This is a genomic window from Yersinia sp. KBS0713, from assembly GCF_005937895.2.
GTDB classification, from domain to species: domain Bacteria; phylum Pseudomonadota; class Gammaproteobacteria; order Enterobacterales; family Enterobacteriaceae; genus Yersinia; species Yersinia bercovieri.
In genome coordinates, this window is the sequence record NZ_CP042173.1 from 689,194 (window position 1) to 709,866 (window position 20,673).

Here is a 20,673-nt window from a genome sequence, read left to right on the forward strand (position 1 = left end):
ACTCCCGCCTTACGGCTGCTGCGCTGAAATGGCGGTCAACTGATAGCCCTGAGGGGTTTGGCGAAAGCTGAATGTCACTGGCGTGCCGACCGGCAAGGGGGCTGCGACCAAACTCTCCGGCAGGTCGAAGCTCATGGTCATCGGTGGCCAGTTCAGCGCCGGAATAGCGGTGTGGGCGATGGAGACACCGCTGGCACTCCAGGCTTTAATCTGCCCGCGCGAGTGGTAATTATCGGCGTCAGTAGCGGCGCTATCCGCCATCATCGCCCCATGAGGGTGGGACATCGGCATACTGTCTGCCATTGGTTGAGTCGCGGCAAACAGGGGGGCAGAGAACAGAGTCACCGCAGAAAGTACAACAGCCGCAGTCGCGGAGAGGGCATTAGATAAGAAACTCATAGGAATAACTCCAAAACATAAAATAAGCGCAACGCACCGCACTAAGGCGGCCTGAAAAATGCGATCAGCTAGGTCTGGAGTTACTCTCTAAATCGGCAGAAAACGATTTCGGTGGGGGGGCCAACAATTGGGGGTGTTTGCCAGTCAAGGCGGTGGATGCGCGGGTTTTGCTGCACATCTGCCAGCACTAATTCGGTATGGGTCGGCAGGGCTGCCAGTACCAGCATACCGCTGTCAGACTGCACTGAGTCAGGGATGCAGTGCTTTTCGCACAGTGAGTTTTGCGCCTGACCATGGGACATATTCATCATCGATGGCATGTCATGCATCTGGTTCTGCAAATGACCTTGGTTCTGCAAATGGCCTTGGTGCTGAGTAAAGACTGGCGAGGCGGCAGGCGTGATATCACATTGATGGCTGGCAACCGCCAATTGCGCATTGAGGATCAACCAGCAGGCAATCAGCAGCATACCGCACATGCGCTTTTTACTGGCGCGCATCCGATGCATAAGCTGTGATATTCCCATGAATACTGGCATTTTTAACCCGAATGAGTGGCGGTATGAAATTATGCTGTCAGCGAGTATAGGGCTATCCCCCTGTTTTTAGAATGGTTTTGTCCGGTTACGCTGATTGAATGGAAAGGTTACATAAAGGTTAGCACACTGAATTTATTCTGTTTTTTTTTAAACGCGAGGCATAAATGGCGCGAATCGAGGTAAAAATTTACTTTTCTTTAATCAATTATCGGTAATATTAATAATTCTGAGCCTACTCAAAAAGGATAGTCCGTGAGCGTGGTGAACCGATATCCAGATAGTCAGCAGTTGTTACACTCACCTTCGGCCGGCAGTGACGGCTGGTGGCAGCAGATTGCACAGTGGGGCACTCCACTGGCTGAACCGCTGGGTGAGGGCAAAGTAAAGCTGACATTTCTCTGGCGTGATCGGCAGGGTAGGGCGCGCGATGCTGTGGTTAGCCGGGTATATATCGACGTCAACGGTGTAACTGATCACCACAGTGTCAATCCTGAAACCCTCCAGCGGTTGGGCCAGACCGATGTCTGGTATTGGCAGGCGGAGGTGGAGTCTGATTTTCGCGGCAGCTACAGCTTTATTCCCGTCACTGGCGAGACGTGTTTGTGTTTGCCGGCAGGCAGCCGGCAGGAGCGGCGTCTGGCACAGCGTAATTGGTGGATCTCATTAATGGATCTGGCGGAAAACGACCCGCTAAACCACACTGCCGCCCATGCTAGTTATCGGGGGATGGCGCTCTCGGCGATACATTTAGCCGATGCTCTGCCACAGCCCGCCTGGCACCCCATTGATGCAGGCCAACCACTCCCGCCCGATCCACAACGGCTGCAACTGATCACTTGGGACAGCCCGTTATTAGCTAACAGCCGCAAGGTGTGGATTTACTCTACGGGCAGTGCTGAAGCTCTGGCCGAGCGGCCATTAGCTATCTTGCTCGATGGGCAGTATTGGGCGGAGAGACAGCCACTGTTTGGCGTACTGGATAATGAAACCGCTGCGGGCCGCCTTCCTGCCACTGTGTATGTGTTTATCGATATCATTGACCAAGAGCATCGTTCACGGGAACTGCCCTGCAATCAGGATTTCTGGCAGGCGTTGCAAACGGAGCTGTTACCGCAAGTGGCCTTGCTGCAACCCTTTACCGAGCAGCCATCTCGCACCGTGGTGGCGGGGCAAAGTTTTGGCGGCTTGGCATCGCTGTATGCCGGATTACACTGGCCACAGCGTTTTGGCTGCGTGCTGAGCCAATCGGGTTCTTTTTGGTGGCCGGACGTCGACCATGTTAAGGGGTTAACCGCCGGTACGGTCGAGCGTCAGGGCTGGTTGACTGAGCAGGTGTTGCAAGGGTTGGGGGCTAACCAGCCGTTGAATATATTTATGGAAGCAGGCCGCCACGAGGATGTGATTTATCAGGTCAATGAAGTGATGAGTGAAGCGCTACGCCGTGCCGGGCATCGATTACAGTATCGGGTTTATTGCGGCGGGCATGATTCACTCTGTTGGCGAGGGGGGCTGATTGAGGGATTAGGGCGATTGCTGGGAGCACGGTGTGGGGGCTGATGGTTGATGGTTGATGATTGAGATTGGATCTGGTTTCGGTTGATATTCAGTTAGTGGTTGAGATTGAGATTGAGATTGAGATTGGATCTGGTTTCGGTTGATATTCGTTCAGTGATCACCTGACCCTCGCCGCCTCAACCGAGCAGGAGGGCAGGCCGGCCCTCCTGCACCTGCGGCTTGCGCGAAATATTGTGGCTGCGCCATCCCCTCCGGCAGCTTGCCGGCTAATCGAACCGGGGCTGACTCGCTCCCAGCTCGACAGCCCCTTTCGCCGCGTCCATGCGGCTCATTCGGCCTGCAATCTTTGTCGGCAATATTCCTGATTGCGCTCAAGGTCAAAAGCACATTTGAGCTGCCGAGTGAAGAGTGGAGCAAGGGAAATCCGCCATGGACGGCGGATTTAGGCGTCATGAGCAGGGATGCGAATAAAGCCGTCCCGCCAGCGAAAGGATGAGTCGAGGGAACCTGCGAAGCAGGCAAGCGATACGTGCGCAAGCGCAGGGGTTCCAAGGGGGTTACGCGCTTGTAACCCCATTGGCGGTTGAGGCGCTGGAGGCCAAGTGAACGCCGATCTCATGTCAACCGAACCGATCGCCTGAGCCGCTATCAACCGAAACCTGATCCGATCTAACTAAACTTAAACTTAAACCGAAACCCTAAATCTCCCCCTCGGGATCACCAACGGCGTCCCCGACACCGGATCATCAATAATCAAACACGGCATACCAAACACCTGTTCTACCAACTGGGCGGTAATCACCTCGCGCGGTTTACCTTGCGTCACAATCTGCCCGTCGCGCATGGCGATAATATGGCTGGCGTAGCGGCAGGCGTGGTTGAGATCATGCAGGACAGCAACCAGCGTGTGGTTATGGTGCTGATTCAGGTGGCTGAATAACTCAAGTAAATCAATCTGATGGGCGATATCCAAATAGGTGGTTGGCTCATCCAACAGCAGCAGCGGTGTTTGCTGCGCCAGTACCATGGCGATCCAGACTCGCTGGCGCTGCCCGCCAGATAGGGCATCGACTGACCGGTCAGCCAGTTCACTGACGCCAGTGGCCTGCATCGCCTCACTGACTGCCCGTTTATCGGCCTGTGTCCACTGCTGTAATAGCTTCTGATGGGGATAGCGGCCCCGCGCCACCAGATCCAATACACTGATACCGTCCGGTGCTTGCGAGCTTTGCGGCAATAAGCCCAAATGGCGTGCGACGTGGCGAGTATCAAGGCTGGCGATATTCTTGCCATCCAAAATCACCTGGCCCGCCTGCGGTTTCAGCAAACGGCTCAATGCGCGCAGCAATGTCGATTTACCACAAGCATTGGGGCCGACTATCACCGTAAACTCACCATCAGGAATGGCGACACTCAAATTTTGGCTGATTACCTTGCCGTCATAGCCCAGTGTCAGGGCATCAGCCTGCAAACGGGGGGTGCTGCTCGCTGGGTTAACAATAGTCATGATCGCCCGGACTCCCGGATTAAAAGCCAAATAAGATACAGCCCACCAATACTGATAGTGATAACACCGACTGGCAGTTGATTAGGTAAAAACAGGTGTTGGGCGCAGAGATCCGCTGCGATCAACAGCAACGCCCCCATCAACGCCGAGGCGGTGAAGGTCACTGACGATGTTCCCGCCAGACGCCGTGCAATTTGTGGCGCGGCTAAGGCAATAAAGGAGATTGGCCCAGCGGCGGCGGTGACGGCAGCCATCAGAATCACCCCAATCGCCATTAGGCTCAGGCGCGTTCTCTCCACTGGCACACCCAAAGCACCCGCAGCATCATCACCCATTTCTAGCAACGGCATACGGCGGCTAAGTAGTATCGCAACCAGCATGGCGATAGTGATAAACAGCACCGAAGGCAGACCTTTTGCCCAAGTCAGGCCATTGAGTGAACCGGCCCCCCAGGCCGCGGCGGTCATGGCAGACTCCAGTGACGCGGTGATCGTCAGCCAGGTATTGAATGCCGTCAGCATTGCACCCATGGCAATGCCGACAATAATCAGCCTAAAGCCCTGAATCCCCTGCCGATATGCCAGTAAATAGACCGCAATGGCGGAGAGTAACCCCCCCACCAGTGCGCTACTGGCAATCTCAAAATAGTTGCCATTAAACAACGTGATGGCGACCAGTGCGCCGGTATAGGCTCCCACATTGAAGCCGATGACATCTGGGCTGCCCAGTGGGTTGCGCACTAATGATTGAAATATCGCGCCACTAACGCCTAGCGCCGCCCCGAAAATTAGCGCCATCACAGCACGGGGTAAGCGCCATTGATTGACGATAATATCCACAGTGCCATGGCTATTGCCGAGCAAGGCATTCACCACCTGCTCGGGAGATAACGACAGCGTGCCGGCCATTAATGCCAACAGCGCACTCAGTAAGCAAGCCAGTAATAGCAGAGCGCCTACCATCAAACTGCGTGACCGGACACGTAAGTTTACCGGGCCATCAGGACGCCCCAATAGCCACGTGGGTGTGGCGGGTTTCATAGTGTGGTCATCCTTTTGTTACGCCGTACCAGCCAGATCAGTAGGGGCGCACCAATAAATGCGGTCACGATGGAAACCCGCAATTCGCCCGGCACCAAAAAGCGCCCAACAATATCGGACACCAATAGCAGGATAGGTGTCATTACCAGTGTAAATGGTAAAATCCAGACCTGATTTGGCCCGACAATCCAGCGCGCAATATGTGGCACCATCAGGCCAACAAAGGCGATAGGGCCGACGGCCGCGGTCGCCGCACCACATAATAGAGTGATGGTGATTACCGCCCAAAATTGGGTGCGGGCAATACGCGCCCCCATCGCCGCCGCCAGATCCTGCCCCATATGTATGGCATTTAGTGACCGCGCCAGTAGTAGGGCAATGATGCAACCGAGCAGAATCAGTGGGGCGACGGCTATCACCACCGCCATGTTACGGATATCCAGCGATCCCGCTTGCCAGAAGCGGACACTATCGTAAACCTGTGGATGGGTCAGCGAGATACCGGAAGTGATGCCGGTTAATACCGCACCAATGGCGACGCCAGAGAGTGTCAGGCGCAGAGGATTCATCCGCCCGCCGCCGGTTGCGCCGACCCAATAGACCACCAGAGTGGTGATCAGGGTGCCGATAAATGCCGAGATCATATAGCCGTAAATGGCGTGTACGCCAAACACCACTATGCCGATGACCACAGCAAAACTAGCCCCTGCATTCACCCCGAGAATACCGGGATCAGCCAGCGGGTTGCGGGTCAGCGCTTGGATCACCGCACCTGATAACCCCAAGGCAGCACCCGCGAGCACCCCGATCAGGGTGCGCGGCAGGCGTGATTCCAATATCAAAATGCTATCGGCATTGTGGCTCTCACCGAGCAGGCTTTGCCACACCACGGATAAGGGGATAGCTTTGGCCCCGAACATCAGGCTGGCCGCCATCACCAGCATCAATATAAGGAGGCTGAGAAGCAGTAACAGGGCGTGTCGGCGCTGCGTTTGCGCACCTGGAGTGGGGGCTGGTTTCAGCGCTGTTGTTGACGATTGATCTGAGGAATAAGCAGCTGGCATTGTTACTCTTTTTTAACAAATGATTATTGTTATCGATTTGATTATCATTATTATTTGCTGGGGTTATGTTAGCACGAGTTATGGTGGGAGGGCAGGGGGATTTATTACAATTCAGTTTGGTTCAGTTTGGTTCAGTTTGGTTCAGTTTGGTGATTGGTTCGGTTGTTAAAGCTTCAGTGTTCACCTTGCCTCCGATGCTCCAACCGCCAAAGGGGTTACAAGCGCGTAACCCCCTTGGAACCCCTGCGCTTGCGCACGTATCGCTTGCCTGCTTCGCAGGTTCCCTCAATCATCGTTTCGGCTGACGGACCGCCGTGATTCGCTCCTGCTCAAGCACGGCTCGCTCGGCATCCATGCCTCGCGTCCTACCTCCACTCTTCACTCGGCAGCTCAAATGTGCTTTTAACCTTGAGCGCAATCAGGAATATTGCCGACGAGGATGGAGGGTAGAGTGAGCGGGCAGGACGCCCGCGAAAAGCGCGCTTGGGCAGGGATGCCCATCGCGCTGGCTCGTCAGCCCGAAAGACGTGGGAGGTTTACCCGCAGGGCAATATTTCGCGCAAGCCGCAGGTGCAGGAGGGCCGGCCTGCCCTCCTGCTCGGTTGAGGCGACGAGGGTCAGGTGATCACTGAACGACTATCAACCGAAACCAGATCCAATCTCAATCTCAATCTCAATCACCAAACGAATATCAACCAGAAACCTGGTTCGGTTTCCCCCTTTACCCCTTAAACATCCCCTCAATCCGTGCTAACAAATGACTCGCACTATAATAATCCAGCCGGAAAGTATCATAACCCACCACATAAACACGGTTGTGCTCAATCGCTGGGATGTGCGCTAAAAACTGATTACTTTTCAATGCATCAACTGCCGGTCTCTCGCCGGAGAACAGTAAAATCGTCTCCCCGTTTAACCCCTCGGCCAGCTTCTCACCACCTAACTGAATGATATCCTTGCGATGTCCCATGCTGGTGTTGCCTTTCACGGCATCAGGAATAGTCGCCAGTGTGAAGCCCAATTGCTGCAATAACTTCCCCTGCGCTGAGTTATCAGTCCATAAATTGGCGGTGCTGCCCGCTGCTTGATAGACAAAAGCGGAGGTGGGTTGTGGTGGCAGGGTGATATTCTGCTTCACCTCATTAAGCCGATTGGCAAAACTATCAATCACTTGCGTTGCATCTGACTCATGCCCGGTAGCCTGCCCTAAAAGGATGGCTAACTCCTGCCAGCTCTTATCATCGTAATTAATCACTAATGTTGGCGCGATAGCGGATAACTGCTCATACAACTTCAGCGCGGAGTCGCCACCGGTAGCGGAAATGATAATTAAGTCCGGATTCATGCCGGCGACAGCTTCGGCATTCGGCTCGGTTTGATACAGCGGTACCAGTTTTTTAGCCTGTGCAACATCTGACCACTGGATAAAGAACCCTTGATTATCCGCGACAGTGGTATTGGGGGCGGTGGCTCCGGTGGCAATAACCGGGGCATTGATCGCCAGTAAAGTGCCAGTGATGGTGATGCTGGTGGAGACAATACGCTGCGGCTGTGAGGTCAATGTAACCGGGCCTTTTGCTGTCTCCACCGTTCGGGACCAGGCTGGCGTATCTTTCGCTGCCGCTGATGTCTCGGCTTCTTGCGCAGGTTTGCAGCCAGATAAGCCGAAAGTGAGAGTTAAGAAACTCAGCAGGAGGAGAACAAAACGAGCTGTTTTGGGTGAAATTGGTGGCACGTATCGGGATATCACGGCGTTTCTCTCTCTATTTGACGATGCTGGGCCGTAATTTATCACGCCATAAAATGAATGGTAGTAATTATTATTTCGATTATTATTTGTGACGAGGAGACAAAAAAGAGCTGCCAGAGAGGCGTTCGATAGCATGGTTGATCGGGCGAATAGTTGTACTTTAAGCAGGATATTGGTGTGTTAAGCACGGAAATTGCTTTTTATGTCCCTATAGCCAATATGTGATTGAGCGGTATTCATCGGTTAATTTCACTCAAGGTAGCTCGATAGGCTGATTTTAGTTTTCATACTAATCATTTCAATTTAATTCACTCGGATTATTGGTTTAATTCACTCATAGCGAAAACTATTGCACCAGCCAAATCATTTAGACGATAATGATTATCGTTAAGCTTTGTTGGCTAAAGTTCCCTTCCACCGATTTTTTATGCGCTGACCTCCATGACTCATATGACCACATTCTGGAGTAACTTCTATCTGGCTCATCAGGGCTGGTTGCGTGGATGGCTGCGTAAAAAAGTGGGTTGTCACCATAGTGCCGCCGATCTGACCCATGACACCTTTATCAAATTGCTGACCATGGCTGATCCCAGTGTGATCCGCCAGCCCAGAGCTTATCTGATGGTGACGGCTAATCATGTGATGATCGATCAATTCCGTAAGCGCAAGCTGGAGCAGGATGCCTTAGTGGCGCTGGCCCAGATGGCGGAAGATGTACATGAGCAATCGGCAGAAGAGCGGGCGGCGGTCAGTCAGCTGGTGGCGCAGGCGGTGCAGATCCTGGCAAGCGAGCTGGAAGATCACGTCTGCCGTGCCTTCTTAATGGCTCGTGTTGAAGGGTACAGCTACAGCGAAATTGCCCAGATACTGGGGGTCAGCGAAAGTAGTGTAAAACAGTATCTCGCCAAGGCACTTATTCATTGCCATAGCCGCATTTTTTGTCAGGAAAATCATGAATAAAAACCCCCATAGCCCTGATGGTGGGGTTGCTCAAATTCAGCAAGATGCGGCGCAATGGCTGTTGGACTTCTCTGAGGCGACGCCCGGCAGCCCGGAGCATAGCAAGCTGTTGGATGCCTGGTACAACTGGTGTCAGCAGAATGAGCAACATGAAAAAATTTATCAGCAAATGAGTGGGTTATGGCACAGCGGCCAACATGAGCCAGTGCGCCGCCGACCGGGTCTGCGGGTGTCGATTTGGCTGGCGCTAATGGTCAGTGGGTTGCTGCTTAGCCAACTGCCATACGGCTACTGGTTGGCGGATCAACGCACCGCTGTTGGCGAAATCAAACATATCCCGCTGGATGATGGCAGTGAGATCATTCTGAACAGCAACTCGGCTGTGAACATTCACTACTCATCGGGGCAGCGCCTAATCACCCTGCAACAGGGCGAGGTGTATGCCATTGTGGCAAAAGATCAGGCTAAGCGGCCCTTTGTGGTCAGTAGTCGTGATGCGCAGGCGCGAGCACTGGGTACACGTTATACGGTAGAACAGCAGCAGCAGGAGACCAAAGTCAGTGTGGTTGAGTCCATCGTCGAAGTCAGGGCGAATGGCAACCTACAGGCCAAGGTGACATTGGTGGCAGGGCAGCAGGTGAGTCTCAATAAGCACGCATTTACCGGCTCGGTATCCAATAACCGCAACGCCGACAGTTGGCTGCAAAACCAGCTGATTTTTGAGGATGCGCCACTTGAACAGGTGATTGAACAATTGACCCGCTATCGCGCTGGCCTGATGTATATCGATCCCCGTAGCCGGCGCGCATTAAGCGAATTGCGCTTCACAGGTGTACTACCTGCAACCGACAGTGATCAGGCGCTTAGCCTGCTCAGACAATCACTGCCGCTAAATGTGAATACAGCGCTGCCCGGTCTGGTGTGGCTATCAAAAAAATAAATCATCACTATTCAATTGGTTAACTATTTTTTGAACAAAAATGATAATTAATTTCATTATCAACTGCCCATTTTTATCTCTGATGCGTCTTTGATCCTGAAAACATAAAAATATTATTTCAGGGTAAAAGTATGCGCAGGAAAATTCTGCTGAATACATTGCTGACAGTCATTCTGTCTGGCGGTACTTCAGCGCTGGCTATCGCAGCTTCAGGGAGCGGCGGCAGCACCCAGGTTATCACTATCTCTGCACAGCCATTAGAGAGTGCATTGACGCAGTTTTCCAAACAGACCGGCATCACCTTTGGCGTCGATAGCCGCTTATTGACGGGTAAACAGGCCGCAGCCATCAGTGGCAATTACAGCACCCCTCAGGCGCTGGAATTACTGCTAAAAGGCAGCGGGCTGTATGCGGAGTTATCGGTCGATGGCCGTAGCTATATTCTGCGGCCACTGGCAACTTCAGCGGGTGAGACCGCTGATTCTGACCGCAAAACACTCCCCACTGCCACCGGAAATGCACAAAGTACCGGGGATGTGATTACCGTGCGAGGACGTGCGGCGGGGCAGTTGCAAATTGGTAGTCAGCAGATGACGGAGACAGATATTGCCAAACAGCCTACCGGCAACGGCAATATTACCGAGCTATTGCGCACCAATCCCAATGTGCAGTTTTCTGAAACGTCGCGCAACAGCACGACGCCGGGAGAGCTGGCCCCTGAGGCGGTCTCTTTCCACGGGGAAAAGTTCTATAACAACAATTTTATTGTTGATGGTTTATCCAATAATGACCGCTTAAATCCCGGCGACAATGTTGCTGATATTGAGAAAGCACCGAATGGCAATTCAGGGGCAGACTTTCCTGCGGGTCATCCGGAAGCCTTTTGGATTGATACCAGTTTGCTGGAGTCGGTCTCCGTCTATGACAGCAATATCTCCGCCAAATATGGGCAATTTACCGGTGGTGTGGTGGATGCCACACTAAAACGCCCGTCATTTACTGAATCTAGCGGCAATATCTCTTATCGCACCACTCGCTCTAGCTGGGCGAAATACCATATCGAAGATAAGAAACAGGTCAGTTTTAATAAAGCCTCCTCACTGGATGCTCAGCCCAAATTTACCAAAGATTTTTACAGCATCACGGTCAATCAACCGCTGAATGACCGCGCGGGTTTTACCTTTTCCTATAATCGCAAAGAGTCGGCCATCCCCTATTGGCACAGCTACATGCAAAAGTGGGAGGACCAGTCACGGCTGAGCGAAACCTACTTATTACGTGGCTCTTGGGACAGTGACGAAAATAATAAATTTAACCTGACATTAATGTATTCACCGCACAGTTCGACCTTCGTGCGCGCCAATACCATGAATGGCCAATATACCAATGAGGGGGGCGGTTATAGCGCTAATTTTGATTGGGCAAATCAGAATAAATTAGGTTCGCTTAATACTAAGCTGGCCTATCGGCAAAATGAAAACACCATCACTAACCAAGAGCAGAACTATTTTGCCTGGATATCCAGCCCCCACTTTGATTGGCGTAGCTCCGCCGGCTTGTCCGGTTTTGGTGGCTATGGCAGGGTAGAGACACAGCAGAGAAGCCAGATTTTACAGCAGGAGATGGCGTTCAATAGCTTCTACACCGGCCCTGTGAACCACAAAATTGATGTGGGTTATACCGCCGAATTTTCAACGGCAAGCTATAACCGACCAACCAGCAGCTACGGTTTTACCGGGCAGATTGCCGCGCCTAATGTGGTCTGTAACGGGGATATCGGCTGTCTGGATGGCGACCAATATTTCTATATGCGATCTGTGTATAGCGCCGGAAAAACGGACGTCAACGCCAGCACTTACGGGATCTATTTGCAGGATACGGCGAAATTTTCCCGCCTGACCATGATGCCCGGCGTGCGTGTGGACTATGACGATTACATGAAAAATCTCAATGTCTCACCACGATTAAACCTTGCTTATGATGTGTGGAATGATCACCACACCGAGGTGTTTGCTGGGGCTAACCGCTACTATGCGGGCAATATTCTGGCCTATAAATTGCGCGAATCCCGTAAGGCGGTTTATACCGAGTGCCGTGCCGGACATCTGTCGTCCACGGGAACTTGCGCGAAAGGGAAAACCCCGCTTACCACTCCGGGGCCGTGGGTTTACAGCAAAGCTCAGTCAACCACCAACTATAACTACAGCCAGTTGAACACGCCGTACAGCGATGAGCTGAACTTCGGTTTGCAACAACGTATTGGCGAGACGATTTGGACGGCCAAATGGGTTCATCGTCAGGGTAAAGATCAATTTGCCGCAGAAAAAATTGAGGGCACCAAAACCTATGTCATGACCAATGACGGGGAGAGCAGAGCAGATACTTACAGTTTGACGGTTGCCCCTGTTGCCCCAATTGACTGGCACTCGCTGGTTTTATCCTGGAATTTGGGTGCCAACATTCAACGTAGCTATAGCTCGAATGGGACTTATGACGATGAGGCCGATCCTGACCAACTGATTATCTATCGGGGCAGTGTTATCCGACAAATAGAGAAACCCGCAGATAACTTTAATCGCCCATGGTCGGCGTTTGCTGAATTAAATACAGAAATTCCGGCATGGCGTTTGGACTGGACACAGCGGCTGAGTTATATCGCCGGTTATCGCTCTATCACCACCAAAGAGACAGTTTCATGTAACGTCGATGTGCGCTGTCAGGGTTATAGCGGCACCATGGATGTTTATGAAGAAGAGCAATTCAGCCCAAATATTAATCTGGATTGGCGCGTTTCTTATACCCAACCATTAGGCAAACAAAATATTAAGGTGGGTTTGGATATATTCAACGTACTTAATCACGTCAATAAAACGGAATCGAATTATCAGATGGGCCGTCAATATTGGCTGGATGTGGCATATAGCTGGTAAGCAATTTTAAATAAAGAATAAGGATAGTTATGACACGCATATTGCGCTATTGGTCAGCGGGTATTCTATTGCTGCTGACTGGGGTTCCTGTTGCCAGCGCACAGGAAATTAGCAGCCCGGCACCTGAGATAATCGAAGGGCAATTGGAGAATGGCCTGCGCTATTCGCTGGTTCCACTGGCGGGGCAAAAGGGGCGGGTGGATATCCGTCTGGTGGTCGGTGCCGGCTCTCTGGATGAAGAGGAGCAACAGAGCGGCGTTGCCCATATGGTGGAACATATGGTGTTCCACAGTAGCAAAAATTACCCGCAAGGGGTCTCTGAATATTTGCATCAACAGGGCTGGGTGCGGGCGCAGCACTATAATGCAATGACCAATTATGAGCGCACCTCCTATTTATTCAGCCCCCCTAAAGGCAGTAAGCAATTACCTGAAGCACTGGCGGTATTAAGCCAGATGGCAGGTGAGAGCAATATTACGCAGCCGGAGTTGGATCGCGAACGGCAAATAGTTTACGAAGAGTGGCGCAGTAAACTCGGGGTGGCTGAACGTATGAATCAGCAGCGGGTTCAGGCAGTCCGTTTTGCTTCTCGCTATCCCGAACGGCCAGTCATTGGCGATGAAAAAAATATCAGAACACTACCCGCCACAGAGTTAAAAGCCTTTTATCAGCGCTGGTATGTACCGGGTAATATGCATTTGATTATTACCGGCGATATTGATGGGGAAAAAGTCACGCAACAGATTATCCACTATTTTGCGCCTTTGATTAGCGCCCAACTCCCTGAGCGTCACTATTATGAACCGACGCTATCCCCGCAACTGCGGGTGGTTCGCCTGCAAGATAGTGAAAGTGGTGGCAGTCAGGTCTCTTGGGTCTATCGCTTAGATGAATCTGCCAGTCGGGTGGCGGGCTATAACGGTATTTATGCGCGTTTAGTGGATCAAATCGCACTCACCGCACTTACCCGCCAACTGCGCCGTCAACAGCAGCAGCTTCCGCCTGCGGTCAGCTCGATGGTTATTCGGAAATCCAATATTGGCAGAACCACGTCAGCGCTGGGTATTTTCGCGCAAGTGACACCAGAGGGGCACCGCCGTGGGTTGACGCAGATTCAGACTGAGATCCAGCGCTTACAACGCTACCCGATTGCCGCTGACGATATCAACGACATCAAGCAAGAGCTGCTGGAGACACTGGCGAAAAGCAATGATCGCGAAGAGAGCCGCGATTTTGCCGCCTGGGTGCAGAAGGTCAGTGATACGCTGGTGCAAGACAAGCCGATGACCAGCCAGAAGCAGATCAACCAATGGGCCACTATGGCGCTGAGCCATATTGATGCCGATAAAGTGAATGCTCGCATTCAGCTTTGGTTATCCACTCCAGACCGCTTAGTACAATTCACCGTGCCGGGTAACGCCCCCTTTGCCCTGCCAAGCGCGGGGGCGATTTTGCGTGCCGAGCAGCATCTCCAAAACAGAACCATTGCGCCGCCACAAGCCAAACCAAAAACTGTCGCCGCGCCGTTTTTACCCGTGGTCAAAACCACAGGGACTGTAGTGCGTAAACAGAATTATCCACAGCAACAGGTTACTGTTTGGTCGCTCAGCAATGGTGATCGCGTGGTCTGGTTACGCTCACCGCAAGCGGATAAAAAAGTCTGGTTTACTGCCGTCAGTGGTGCCGGATTTATGTCCCCAGATCTTAATCCGTGGCAGTCCCAGTTAGCCTCGCAGTTGGTACAACAAAGTGGCCCTCAAGGCTGGAGTGGAGAACAATTTGCCGCATGGAGAAAGCAGCAAGGCGTCTCACTGAGCTTCAACCAAAAAGCAACTGAGTTGCAGATAAGCGGCCAGACTGATGCATCAAAGCTGGATGATTTGCTGGGCTTATATAACAGCCTCCATCAGCAGCCGCAAATAGCATCAGAAGTGATGAAAGAGAGTCTAAATTCGCTATTACGGATGACGGCAAGTAGCGCTGATTCTGTTAGCGCGAATAAGGAGCAATTGGTAACTCAGTTGCGGTTTGGCCAAGAGATCTTTACCCGCCCAACTCATGCGCAGTTATCTGCGGTTAGCCAGGAAGACTTGTTGTCACAGTGGCAACGAAGTGCCGCCGCGCCCGTCACGTTCTATCTGCTGACGGATGTAGATGCTCCGCAACTACAAGAAAAAACCGAGCGCTATCTGGCGGGGATCCCCCGAAAACCGCTGGCCGCCGCAGCCACCCACTCCCCACTAGCGGGCCATCGTGAAACCCGTAATCAGTGGAATATCGAGCCGCGCTCAGATTTAAATGTCTGGAGTTTCACCCCGCTGAAATGGACGCCGCAGCAGGCGGTTCAAGTGGCTATCGCCCAAGACCTGGCGCGTAAATACCTCAAAACAGCTTTACGGGATGATTCACTGGGTATTTACCGCATGAAAATTGACAGCACATTAGCGGATAAAACCAATCGCATCGACACCACAATGAGTTTTGGCAGCGAACCGGCTCGAATTGAGGCGCTATTGCAGCAGGCCGAGAGAGTCTTTGCCCAATTGCCGACGTTGATTACCGAGCAAGATGTCAACGAGGGGATCGCTAACTTCAAACGTAGCCAAGCCCCTCGCCTCAGTGATCCGACGACCCAATTACGGCTGTTGATCCTGAGTGACGAGAATTATGGTGATCCTCGCTATCTGAGTGAGGTTAAGTCGCTAGCGGATACGATCACCTTGGCGGGGGTGCGCACGGCGGCGGGCCAGTTATATAATCGGCAAAACAGTGTGATATCCATTATTCAACCACAGGAAAAACCCGCTAAGCCACAAGGTAGTTCGACAGTTCCGCAGGAGCAACAGCCGTGAAAAAGCTGTTTGCGATGCTGCTCGATTTAAGTCGCCCATTCTGGTGGAAACGCCAGAACTGGCAGGCGTGGCTACTATTGGCGTCAATATTGGCGATCGGCTTTGGTGTGGTTTATTTGAATATTCGGATTAATGACTGGAGCAAATCTTTCTATGATGCGCTGGGGGCATTTGATAGCGCGAAACTCTATGGTTTGGTCAAAGAGTACAGTCTCTATATTGCTATTTATATTGGCATTTATGTCTATCAGGATTGGCTCATCAAGTTGTTGACCATTCAGTGGCGAGGGGCGCTCACCGAACAACTGATCGACAGCTGGTTTGCCAAAAGAGCATTTTATCGTTTATCGCTCAATGGCCAGATGGATAACCCAGACCAACGTATCGCCGAAGACATTGACCTGTTTGTCACCAAAACCCTTGAGCTGTTTACCTCATTTATTATCAATTTTGCTCAATTGTCCTCATTTGTCATCATCTTGTGGAATCTCTCTGGAGTGCAGCAATTTACCCTGTGGGGCAAAAACATCACCCTATATGGCTATTTGGTGTGGGTAGCGGTCATTTACACCTTGCTGGGCAGCTTGATTACCCATTGGATTGGTAAAAAACTGCATGGCTTAAACTACCAGAAGCAGAAAGCCGAGGCCGATTTCCGCGCCTCATTGCTACGTAAACACGATAACGCCGAGCAAATTGCACTCTATGGCGGCGAAAATCAGGAAAAACATCATTTAAAACGTAATTTCTCGGCGATCGTGAGCAACTGGCGCGCCATGATGAATAGCGAACGAAATTTGGGTTTCTTCACTGTGGGTTATGGGCGTATCAGTATGATTGTCCCTATTTTCGCGGCCCTGCCTGCTTTCTTGAACAAAACCGTGACGCTGGGGGGCTTGATGCAAATTCGCAGCGCCTTTAGTCAGGTTTACAGCGCGTTAAGCTGGTTTGTGCGGGCATATCACTTGCTGGTCACCTGGTCGGCAACACTGGAGCGCTTAAGCCAATTTAAGCAGGCGATTTTGGATGAACAGCGTAAACAGCCGTTAGCCACAGCGGGAGACGAATTAGTCACTCAGAATTTATCGCTGTCGACCCCACAAGGCATGGCTTTGCTGCACGATATCAAACTGCATTGTGCTCACGGCAGTTGGCATCGGCTCTCCGGAGAGAGCGGCTTGGGTAAATCGACCCTGTTGCGCACATTAAGTGGATTATGGCCTTACTATTCAGGTGGTTGGGTAATGCCGCAAGGGCGAAATCTGCTGTTGCCGCAGCAGAGCTATCTGGGGCAGGGCACATTGGCTGAGTTACTGTGCTACCCGCTGGCAAGCACCGCAGAACCTGAATATCTGCGCGAAATACTGCATAAAGTGGGGCTATCGGGCTGGCAAGATCGGCTTGATACGCGGCTTAATTGGGATCGCATATTCTCCGGTGGTGAGCGCCAGCGTTTGGCTTTTGCCCGAGCGCTGATTAACCAGCCGGATACGCTCTATCTCGATGAAGCAACCAGCAATTTAGATACCGCAACAGCCAGAGAGTTGCTATTGCTGCTTAAAAAGCAGCTACCACAATGTACTCTGGTGGCTATCACCCATCAGCATGGATTGGCTGACCTTTTTGAGTATCAACACGACTTAAGTCAATTCAGGCTACCTACTGCTGCAATCTCCGCCGTGAATTAAGGGAAATTAACCGCCAGCGCTCCAAGAAGTTTGCTGGCGGTTTCTCTTCCGGGATAACTCAATGTTGCGCTATGCATTTAGCCGCATATCAATGAATAAAATTGTCACTCTTCTCGCCATATTTCTTTGCTCAAAAATCGATACAAAAAACAATTTTGATAAATAGATAAATTCTGCTGTATATCGAATCTGATAACTTTAAATGAATTTTTGTTAATTTTTTATTTATTGCGTCTAATCTCATTTAGTGGAGTGTTTAATGCTGCCATTGTAGGGGCGTTAATGACGACTCAGTAAGCAAATTAATTGTTTGGCTTATAATCCTAATAGTTAATAGGCAAGATGACACTGTATTTATATTCAAAATAAAGACATATTCTGCGAAAAATAGTGAGAGTTGCTAATTACTTTTCGATCAAAATTAGCGATCGTTATTTACATTTTAATAGGTAAAATCAATCAGTTACTTATTATTGATCGGTTATCTTGATCTTTTGTGTTGGTTTTATGCTATTTTGGTGATTAATCCTGATATTAAGCCTTTTTCCCTGCGGGAATTATCAGCGATAAACACCTTGAAATCTCAAGGAAATAAACTAAAAAAATAAAACACAAGGGTATTCCCGTGAATTTTCTAAAACATATCACCATCAGGATGGCGTTATTATCTATTCTTGTTATATTTTTGTTGCTCTGGGGCGGTGTTTCAACCTTTACATTATTTTCACTTAATCAATTGATGCACTCTTTGCAATTGAGTTCCAACCAACAGAAAAACATTAATATTATTAACCGGGGCAATGACCAATATTTCCGCGTGGTAACACGTTTAAGTCGTGCGGCAGCATATCGCCAGAGTGGGGCAACTGCCGAGGCAGATCGTGAACTGGCTTCGGCAGGGGTAGCGCTGAAAAATACTCAAGACGCGTTGGCGGCATTTAAGCTGCAAATCCATGAGCCGATGGACCCCGCATTGACGGATAAAACGATTCAAAGCTACTCAACACTCCTAAGTCAAGGGATTGAACCTATGTTCAAGGCGGTAGCTGAAAATCGATTTGATGATTATAACAAACTGTTTAATCAAGGTTATCCACCATTAAGTCGCGAGTTTGGCGCGGCAGTAGAGAAATATAACTCTACTGTCGATCAAGCAACCGAGGCCGCCAGTGTCCGGGTTGAGCTATTGGTCACTTGGTGTGTGCGGGCGCTGATCGCGGCATTAATTGCCGGTTTCATTATTTTGCTATTAACCGATCGCTACATTGTTCACTATCTGGTGCGCCCGCTGGATTCGATTAAACAGCACTTTAAGCGGATGGCGGAAGGGCAGCTAGGTCGACCAATGGCTGAATTTGGCCGCAACTGCGTTGGGCAATTAATCCCCTATTTGCGTGAAATGCAAAACAGCTTAGTAAACACGGTTTCGACTATCCGCAGTAGCACCGATGCCATCTATACCGGCGCCGGCGAGATAGCGGCGGGCAATGCGGATCTCTCTTCGCGCACTGAACAGCAAGCGGCGGCACTGGAAGAGACGGCTGCCAGTATGGAGCAGCTAAATGCCACGGTGAAACAGAATGCGGAGAATGCGCATCAGGCCAGTAAGCTGGCAGATAATGCCTCTGTCACGGCACAAAATGGTGGGCGAATAGTCAATGATGTGGTCGCCACCATGAGTAGTATTACCGAAAGCTCGCGGCGTATTGCTGACATCATCGGCGTGATTAACAGTATCGCCTTCCAGACGAATATTCTGGCTTTGAATGCCGCAGTGGAAGCTGCTCGTGCGGGTGAGCAGGGGCGTGGTTTTGCGGTGGTCGCCAGTGAAGTGCGTAATTTGGCGCAACGTAGTGCGCAGGCCGCCAAGGAGATCGAGGGGCTAATTAGCGAATCGGTCTCTCGAGTCAATATTGGTTCGAAGCAGGTCTCTGAGGCTGGAGAAACGATGAATAGTATTGTTCAGGCAGTGACTAATGTGACTGATATTATGGGAGAAATTGCCTCTGCCTCTGATGAGCAAAGTCGTGGTATCAGCCAAATTGGTCAGGCTGTCGCTGAGATGGATGGTGTTACACAGCAAAATGCCTCCTTGGTGCAAGAGTCAGCAGCAGCAGCGGCTTCGTTGGAAGAGCAGGCTCGTCAACTGACTGATGCTGTTTCGGCATTTAAGCTTTCGGATAATATGCAAGAGCATAACCATAATTAAAATAAGGATTAGGCTTAAGTTAGTGAAACTATTGCCGTCATAAAATAGTCAGTAGATAAACCATCCGTTTGGGCTAAGTGATTAGCCTAGGCGGGTGGTTTTTTATTTTCAACTAAAGATATTTTTTGATAGAAAAGATATAATATGAACGAATAGAGCTGGTTTGTAGTAATAAAAATCATATATTCTTCATCAGGTTAAATAATTAATATGACTTTTTTCCGCAATGTTTTTTTTCTCTTGATACTGCTGTTTTCATCCTCATCTTTCGCCATTAACTGCCAGCGGGCAGTGACACCGGTAGAGTATACCGTATGCAGCAATGAGGATTTACACTGGTTAGATCAGACCTTCAGTGAGATCTATCAGGTGATGCTCATCAAATATGATACTGAAATAGTTTATCAGCAACGGCGAGTGTGGGAGAAAGCGCTGAATAGCTGTACCAGTAATAGTTGTATTCAGCGCGCCTATTTTCAAGGCATCGCGTCTATGTCTGATATTGATAAGAACTTTGATTGGAAGGGGCAGTGGTGGAATATTACCAAAGGGAATGATCGTGGGGGGGTTATCAAAATTAACCGAATTACCGAGTGGGGGTTCAGTATTGATAGCCGTGCCTGGTCGGGCGAAAACAGCGGTACTTTCAGAGCCGAAGCGCGCAAGATTGAGGGGCTGGCTGTTGTCGATCTCATTGATAAAACATCAAATTGTCGCTTGTTGCTGATCCCGATAAAAGATGGTTCTATTCAGGTACACAGCAATGGCAGCTGGGGCTGTCGTATTTCGATGCCCAAAGATGTCTTTATTGATGGGCAATATGTGAGGGCGGATAAAGATCCCCGCGAAGAACCAACACTGCTCTCTATCGGTATTTTTGCTAATGCTGAGGACGATAAAAACTTCCGCGATTTAGTTGGTGATAATTACACTCAATTTGTCGCTTCAGCCAATGTCTATATCTATACCCATGATCTGGATAACCTAGGGGCGAAAGTATTAACCACCTGGGTACGTGGTGCGGCCAATACACGGGCATCAATAATCATGTACAGCCCTACCGGTGAAATATGGGCTGCTTTTGTTGCACCGGAAAAAAATGGCGACTTGCAGATTCACTATTTCACCAATGTCGCTGGCGATAAAGATAAGAGACCAAAAACCATTACACAATGGCAACAAACATTTATGGATAACTGACTTTTACGCTAGGCCACAGTGCTATTTTTTCTGCTTTTACACTGTGGCCAGTTTTATCATCACTTGTTGTGAAATAGCGC

Annotated in this window: 14 protein-coding genes; 8 read left to right on the forward strand and 6 right to left on the reverse strand. The window is 50.5% G+C overall.

Annotated elements, in window-relative coordinates; all coding sequences use genetic code 11:
• Positions 1-9: 9 nt before the first annotated feature.
• Both FFE93_RS03255 and FFE93_RS03260 read right to left on the reverse strand, forming a co-directional pair.
• Complete coding sequence (locus FFE93_RS03255) at positions 10-399, reverse strand: copper-binding protein (protein WP_138774763.1); 390 nt, start codon at positions 397-399, stop codon at positions 10-12.
• Between the two features lie 80 nt (positions 400-479).
• On the reverse strand, positions 480-908 hold the full coding sequence (locus FFE93_RS03260) for a hypothetical protein (RefSeq protein WP_049602694.1): 429 nt from the start codon (positions 906-908) through the stop codon (positions 480-482).
• A 282-nt stretch (positions 909-1,190) separates the two neighbouring features.
• Between FFE93_RS03260 and fes the strand changes: the two genes are divergently transcribed.
• Complete coding sequence (gene fes, locus FFE93_RS03265; RefSeq protein WP_049602695.1) at positions 1,191-2,495, forward strand: enterochelin esterase; 1,305 nt, start codon at positions 1,191-1,193, stop codon at positions 2,493-2,495.
• Between the two features lie 643 nt (positions 2,496-3,138).
• On the opposite strand, the gene FFE93_RS03270 is transcribed toward fes, so the two are convergent.
• The 4 genes from FFE93_RS03270 to fepB form a co-directional block, all read right to left on the reverse strand.
• Positions 3,139-3,960, reverse strand: a complete 822-nt coding sequence (locus FFE93_RS03270; protein ID WP_054873163.1) for an ABC transporter ATP-binding protein — start codon at positions 3,958-3,960, stop codon at positions 3,139-3,141.
• Positions 3,957-5,000 (reverse strand): iron-enterobactin ABC transporter permease, encoded by a 1,044-nt coding sequence (gene fepG / locus FFE93_RS03275; protein WP_138774764.1) that lies wholly within the window; start codon positions 4,998-5,000, stop codon positions 3,957-3,959. The genes FFE93_RS03270 and fepG overlap by 4 nt, the downstream gene beginning before the upstream one ends.
• Complete coding sequence (gene fepD / locus FFE93_RS03280) at positions 4,997-6,064, reverse strand: Fe(3+)-siderophore ABC transporter permease (RefSeq protein WP_054873162.1); 1,068 nt, start codon at positions 6,062-6,064, stop codon at positions 4,997-4,999. The genes fepG and fepD overlap by 4 nt, the downstream gene beginning before the upstream one ends.
• A gap of 721 nt (positions 6,065-6,785) precedes the next feature.
• Positions 6,786-7,799 (reverse strand): Fe2+-enterobactin ABC transporter substrate-binding protein, encoded by a 1,014-nt coding sequence (fepB, locus tag FFE93_RS03285; protein WP_186367711.1) that lies wholly within the window; start codon positions 7,797-7,799, stop codon positions 6,786-6,788.
• 465 nt (positions 7,800-8,264) lie between these two features.
• Here fepB and FFE93_RS03290 point away from each other — a divergent pair, with 465 nt between their 5' ends.
• From FFE93_RS03290 to FFE93_RS03320, 7 genes are all read left to right on the forward strand, one after another.
• Positions 8,265-8,774, forward strand: a complete 510-nt coding sequence (locus tag FFE93_RS03290; protein WP_005279666.1) for a sigma-70 family RNA polymerase sigma factor — start codon at positions 8,265-8,267, stop codon at positions 8,772-8,774.
• Complete coding sequence (locus FFE93_RS03295; protein WP_261369038.1) at positions 8,767-9,714, forward strand: FecR family protein; 948 nt, start codon at positions 8,767-8,769, stop codon at positions 9,712-9,714. The genes FFE93_RS03290 and FFE93_RS03295 overlap by 8 nt, the downstream gene beginning before the upstream one ends.
• Before the next feature lie 131 nt (positions 9,715-9,845).
• A complete protein-coding gene (locus FFE93_RS03300) occupies positions 9,846-12,644 on the forward strand; it encodes a secretin and TonB N-terminal domain-containing protein (protein WP_138774765.1) in 2,799 nt (932 codons plus the stop codon).
• 29 nt (positions 12,645-12,673) lie between these two features.
• Positions 12,674-15,496 (forward strand): M16 family metallopeptidase, encoded by a 2,823-nt coding sequence (locus tag FFE93_RS03305; protein ID WP_138774766.1) that lies wholly within the window; start codon positions 12,674-12,676, stop codon positions 15,494-15,496.
• Positions 15,497-15,510: 14 nt separating this feature from the next.
• On the forward strand, positions 15,511-17,184 hold the full coding sequence (locus tag FFE93_RS03310) for an ABC transporter ATP-binding protein/permease (protein ID WP_072188544.1): 1,674 nt from the start codon (positions 15,511-15,513) through the stop codon (positions 17,182-17,184).
• Between the two features lie 625 nt (positions 17,185-17,809).
• The gene (locus FFE93_RS03315) at positions 17,810-19,393 is read left to right on the forward strand and encodes a methyl-accepting chemotaxis protein (RefSeq protein ID WP_049601962.1); all 1,584 of its coding nucleotides are present in this window, start codon (positions 17,810-17,812) and stop codon (positions 19,391-19,393) included.
• A gap of 210 nt (positions 19,394-19,603) precedes the next feature.
• Positions 19,604-20,593 carry a lysozyme inhibitor LprI family protein gene (locus tag FFE93_RS03320; protein ID WP_005275293.1) on the forward strand — a complete coding sequence of 330 codons (990 nt, stop codon included), beginning with the start codon at positions 19,604-19,606 and terminating at the stop codon, positions 20,591-20,593.
• Positions 20,594-20,673: the final 80 nt, after the last annotated feature.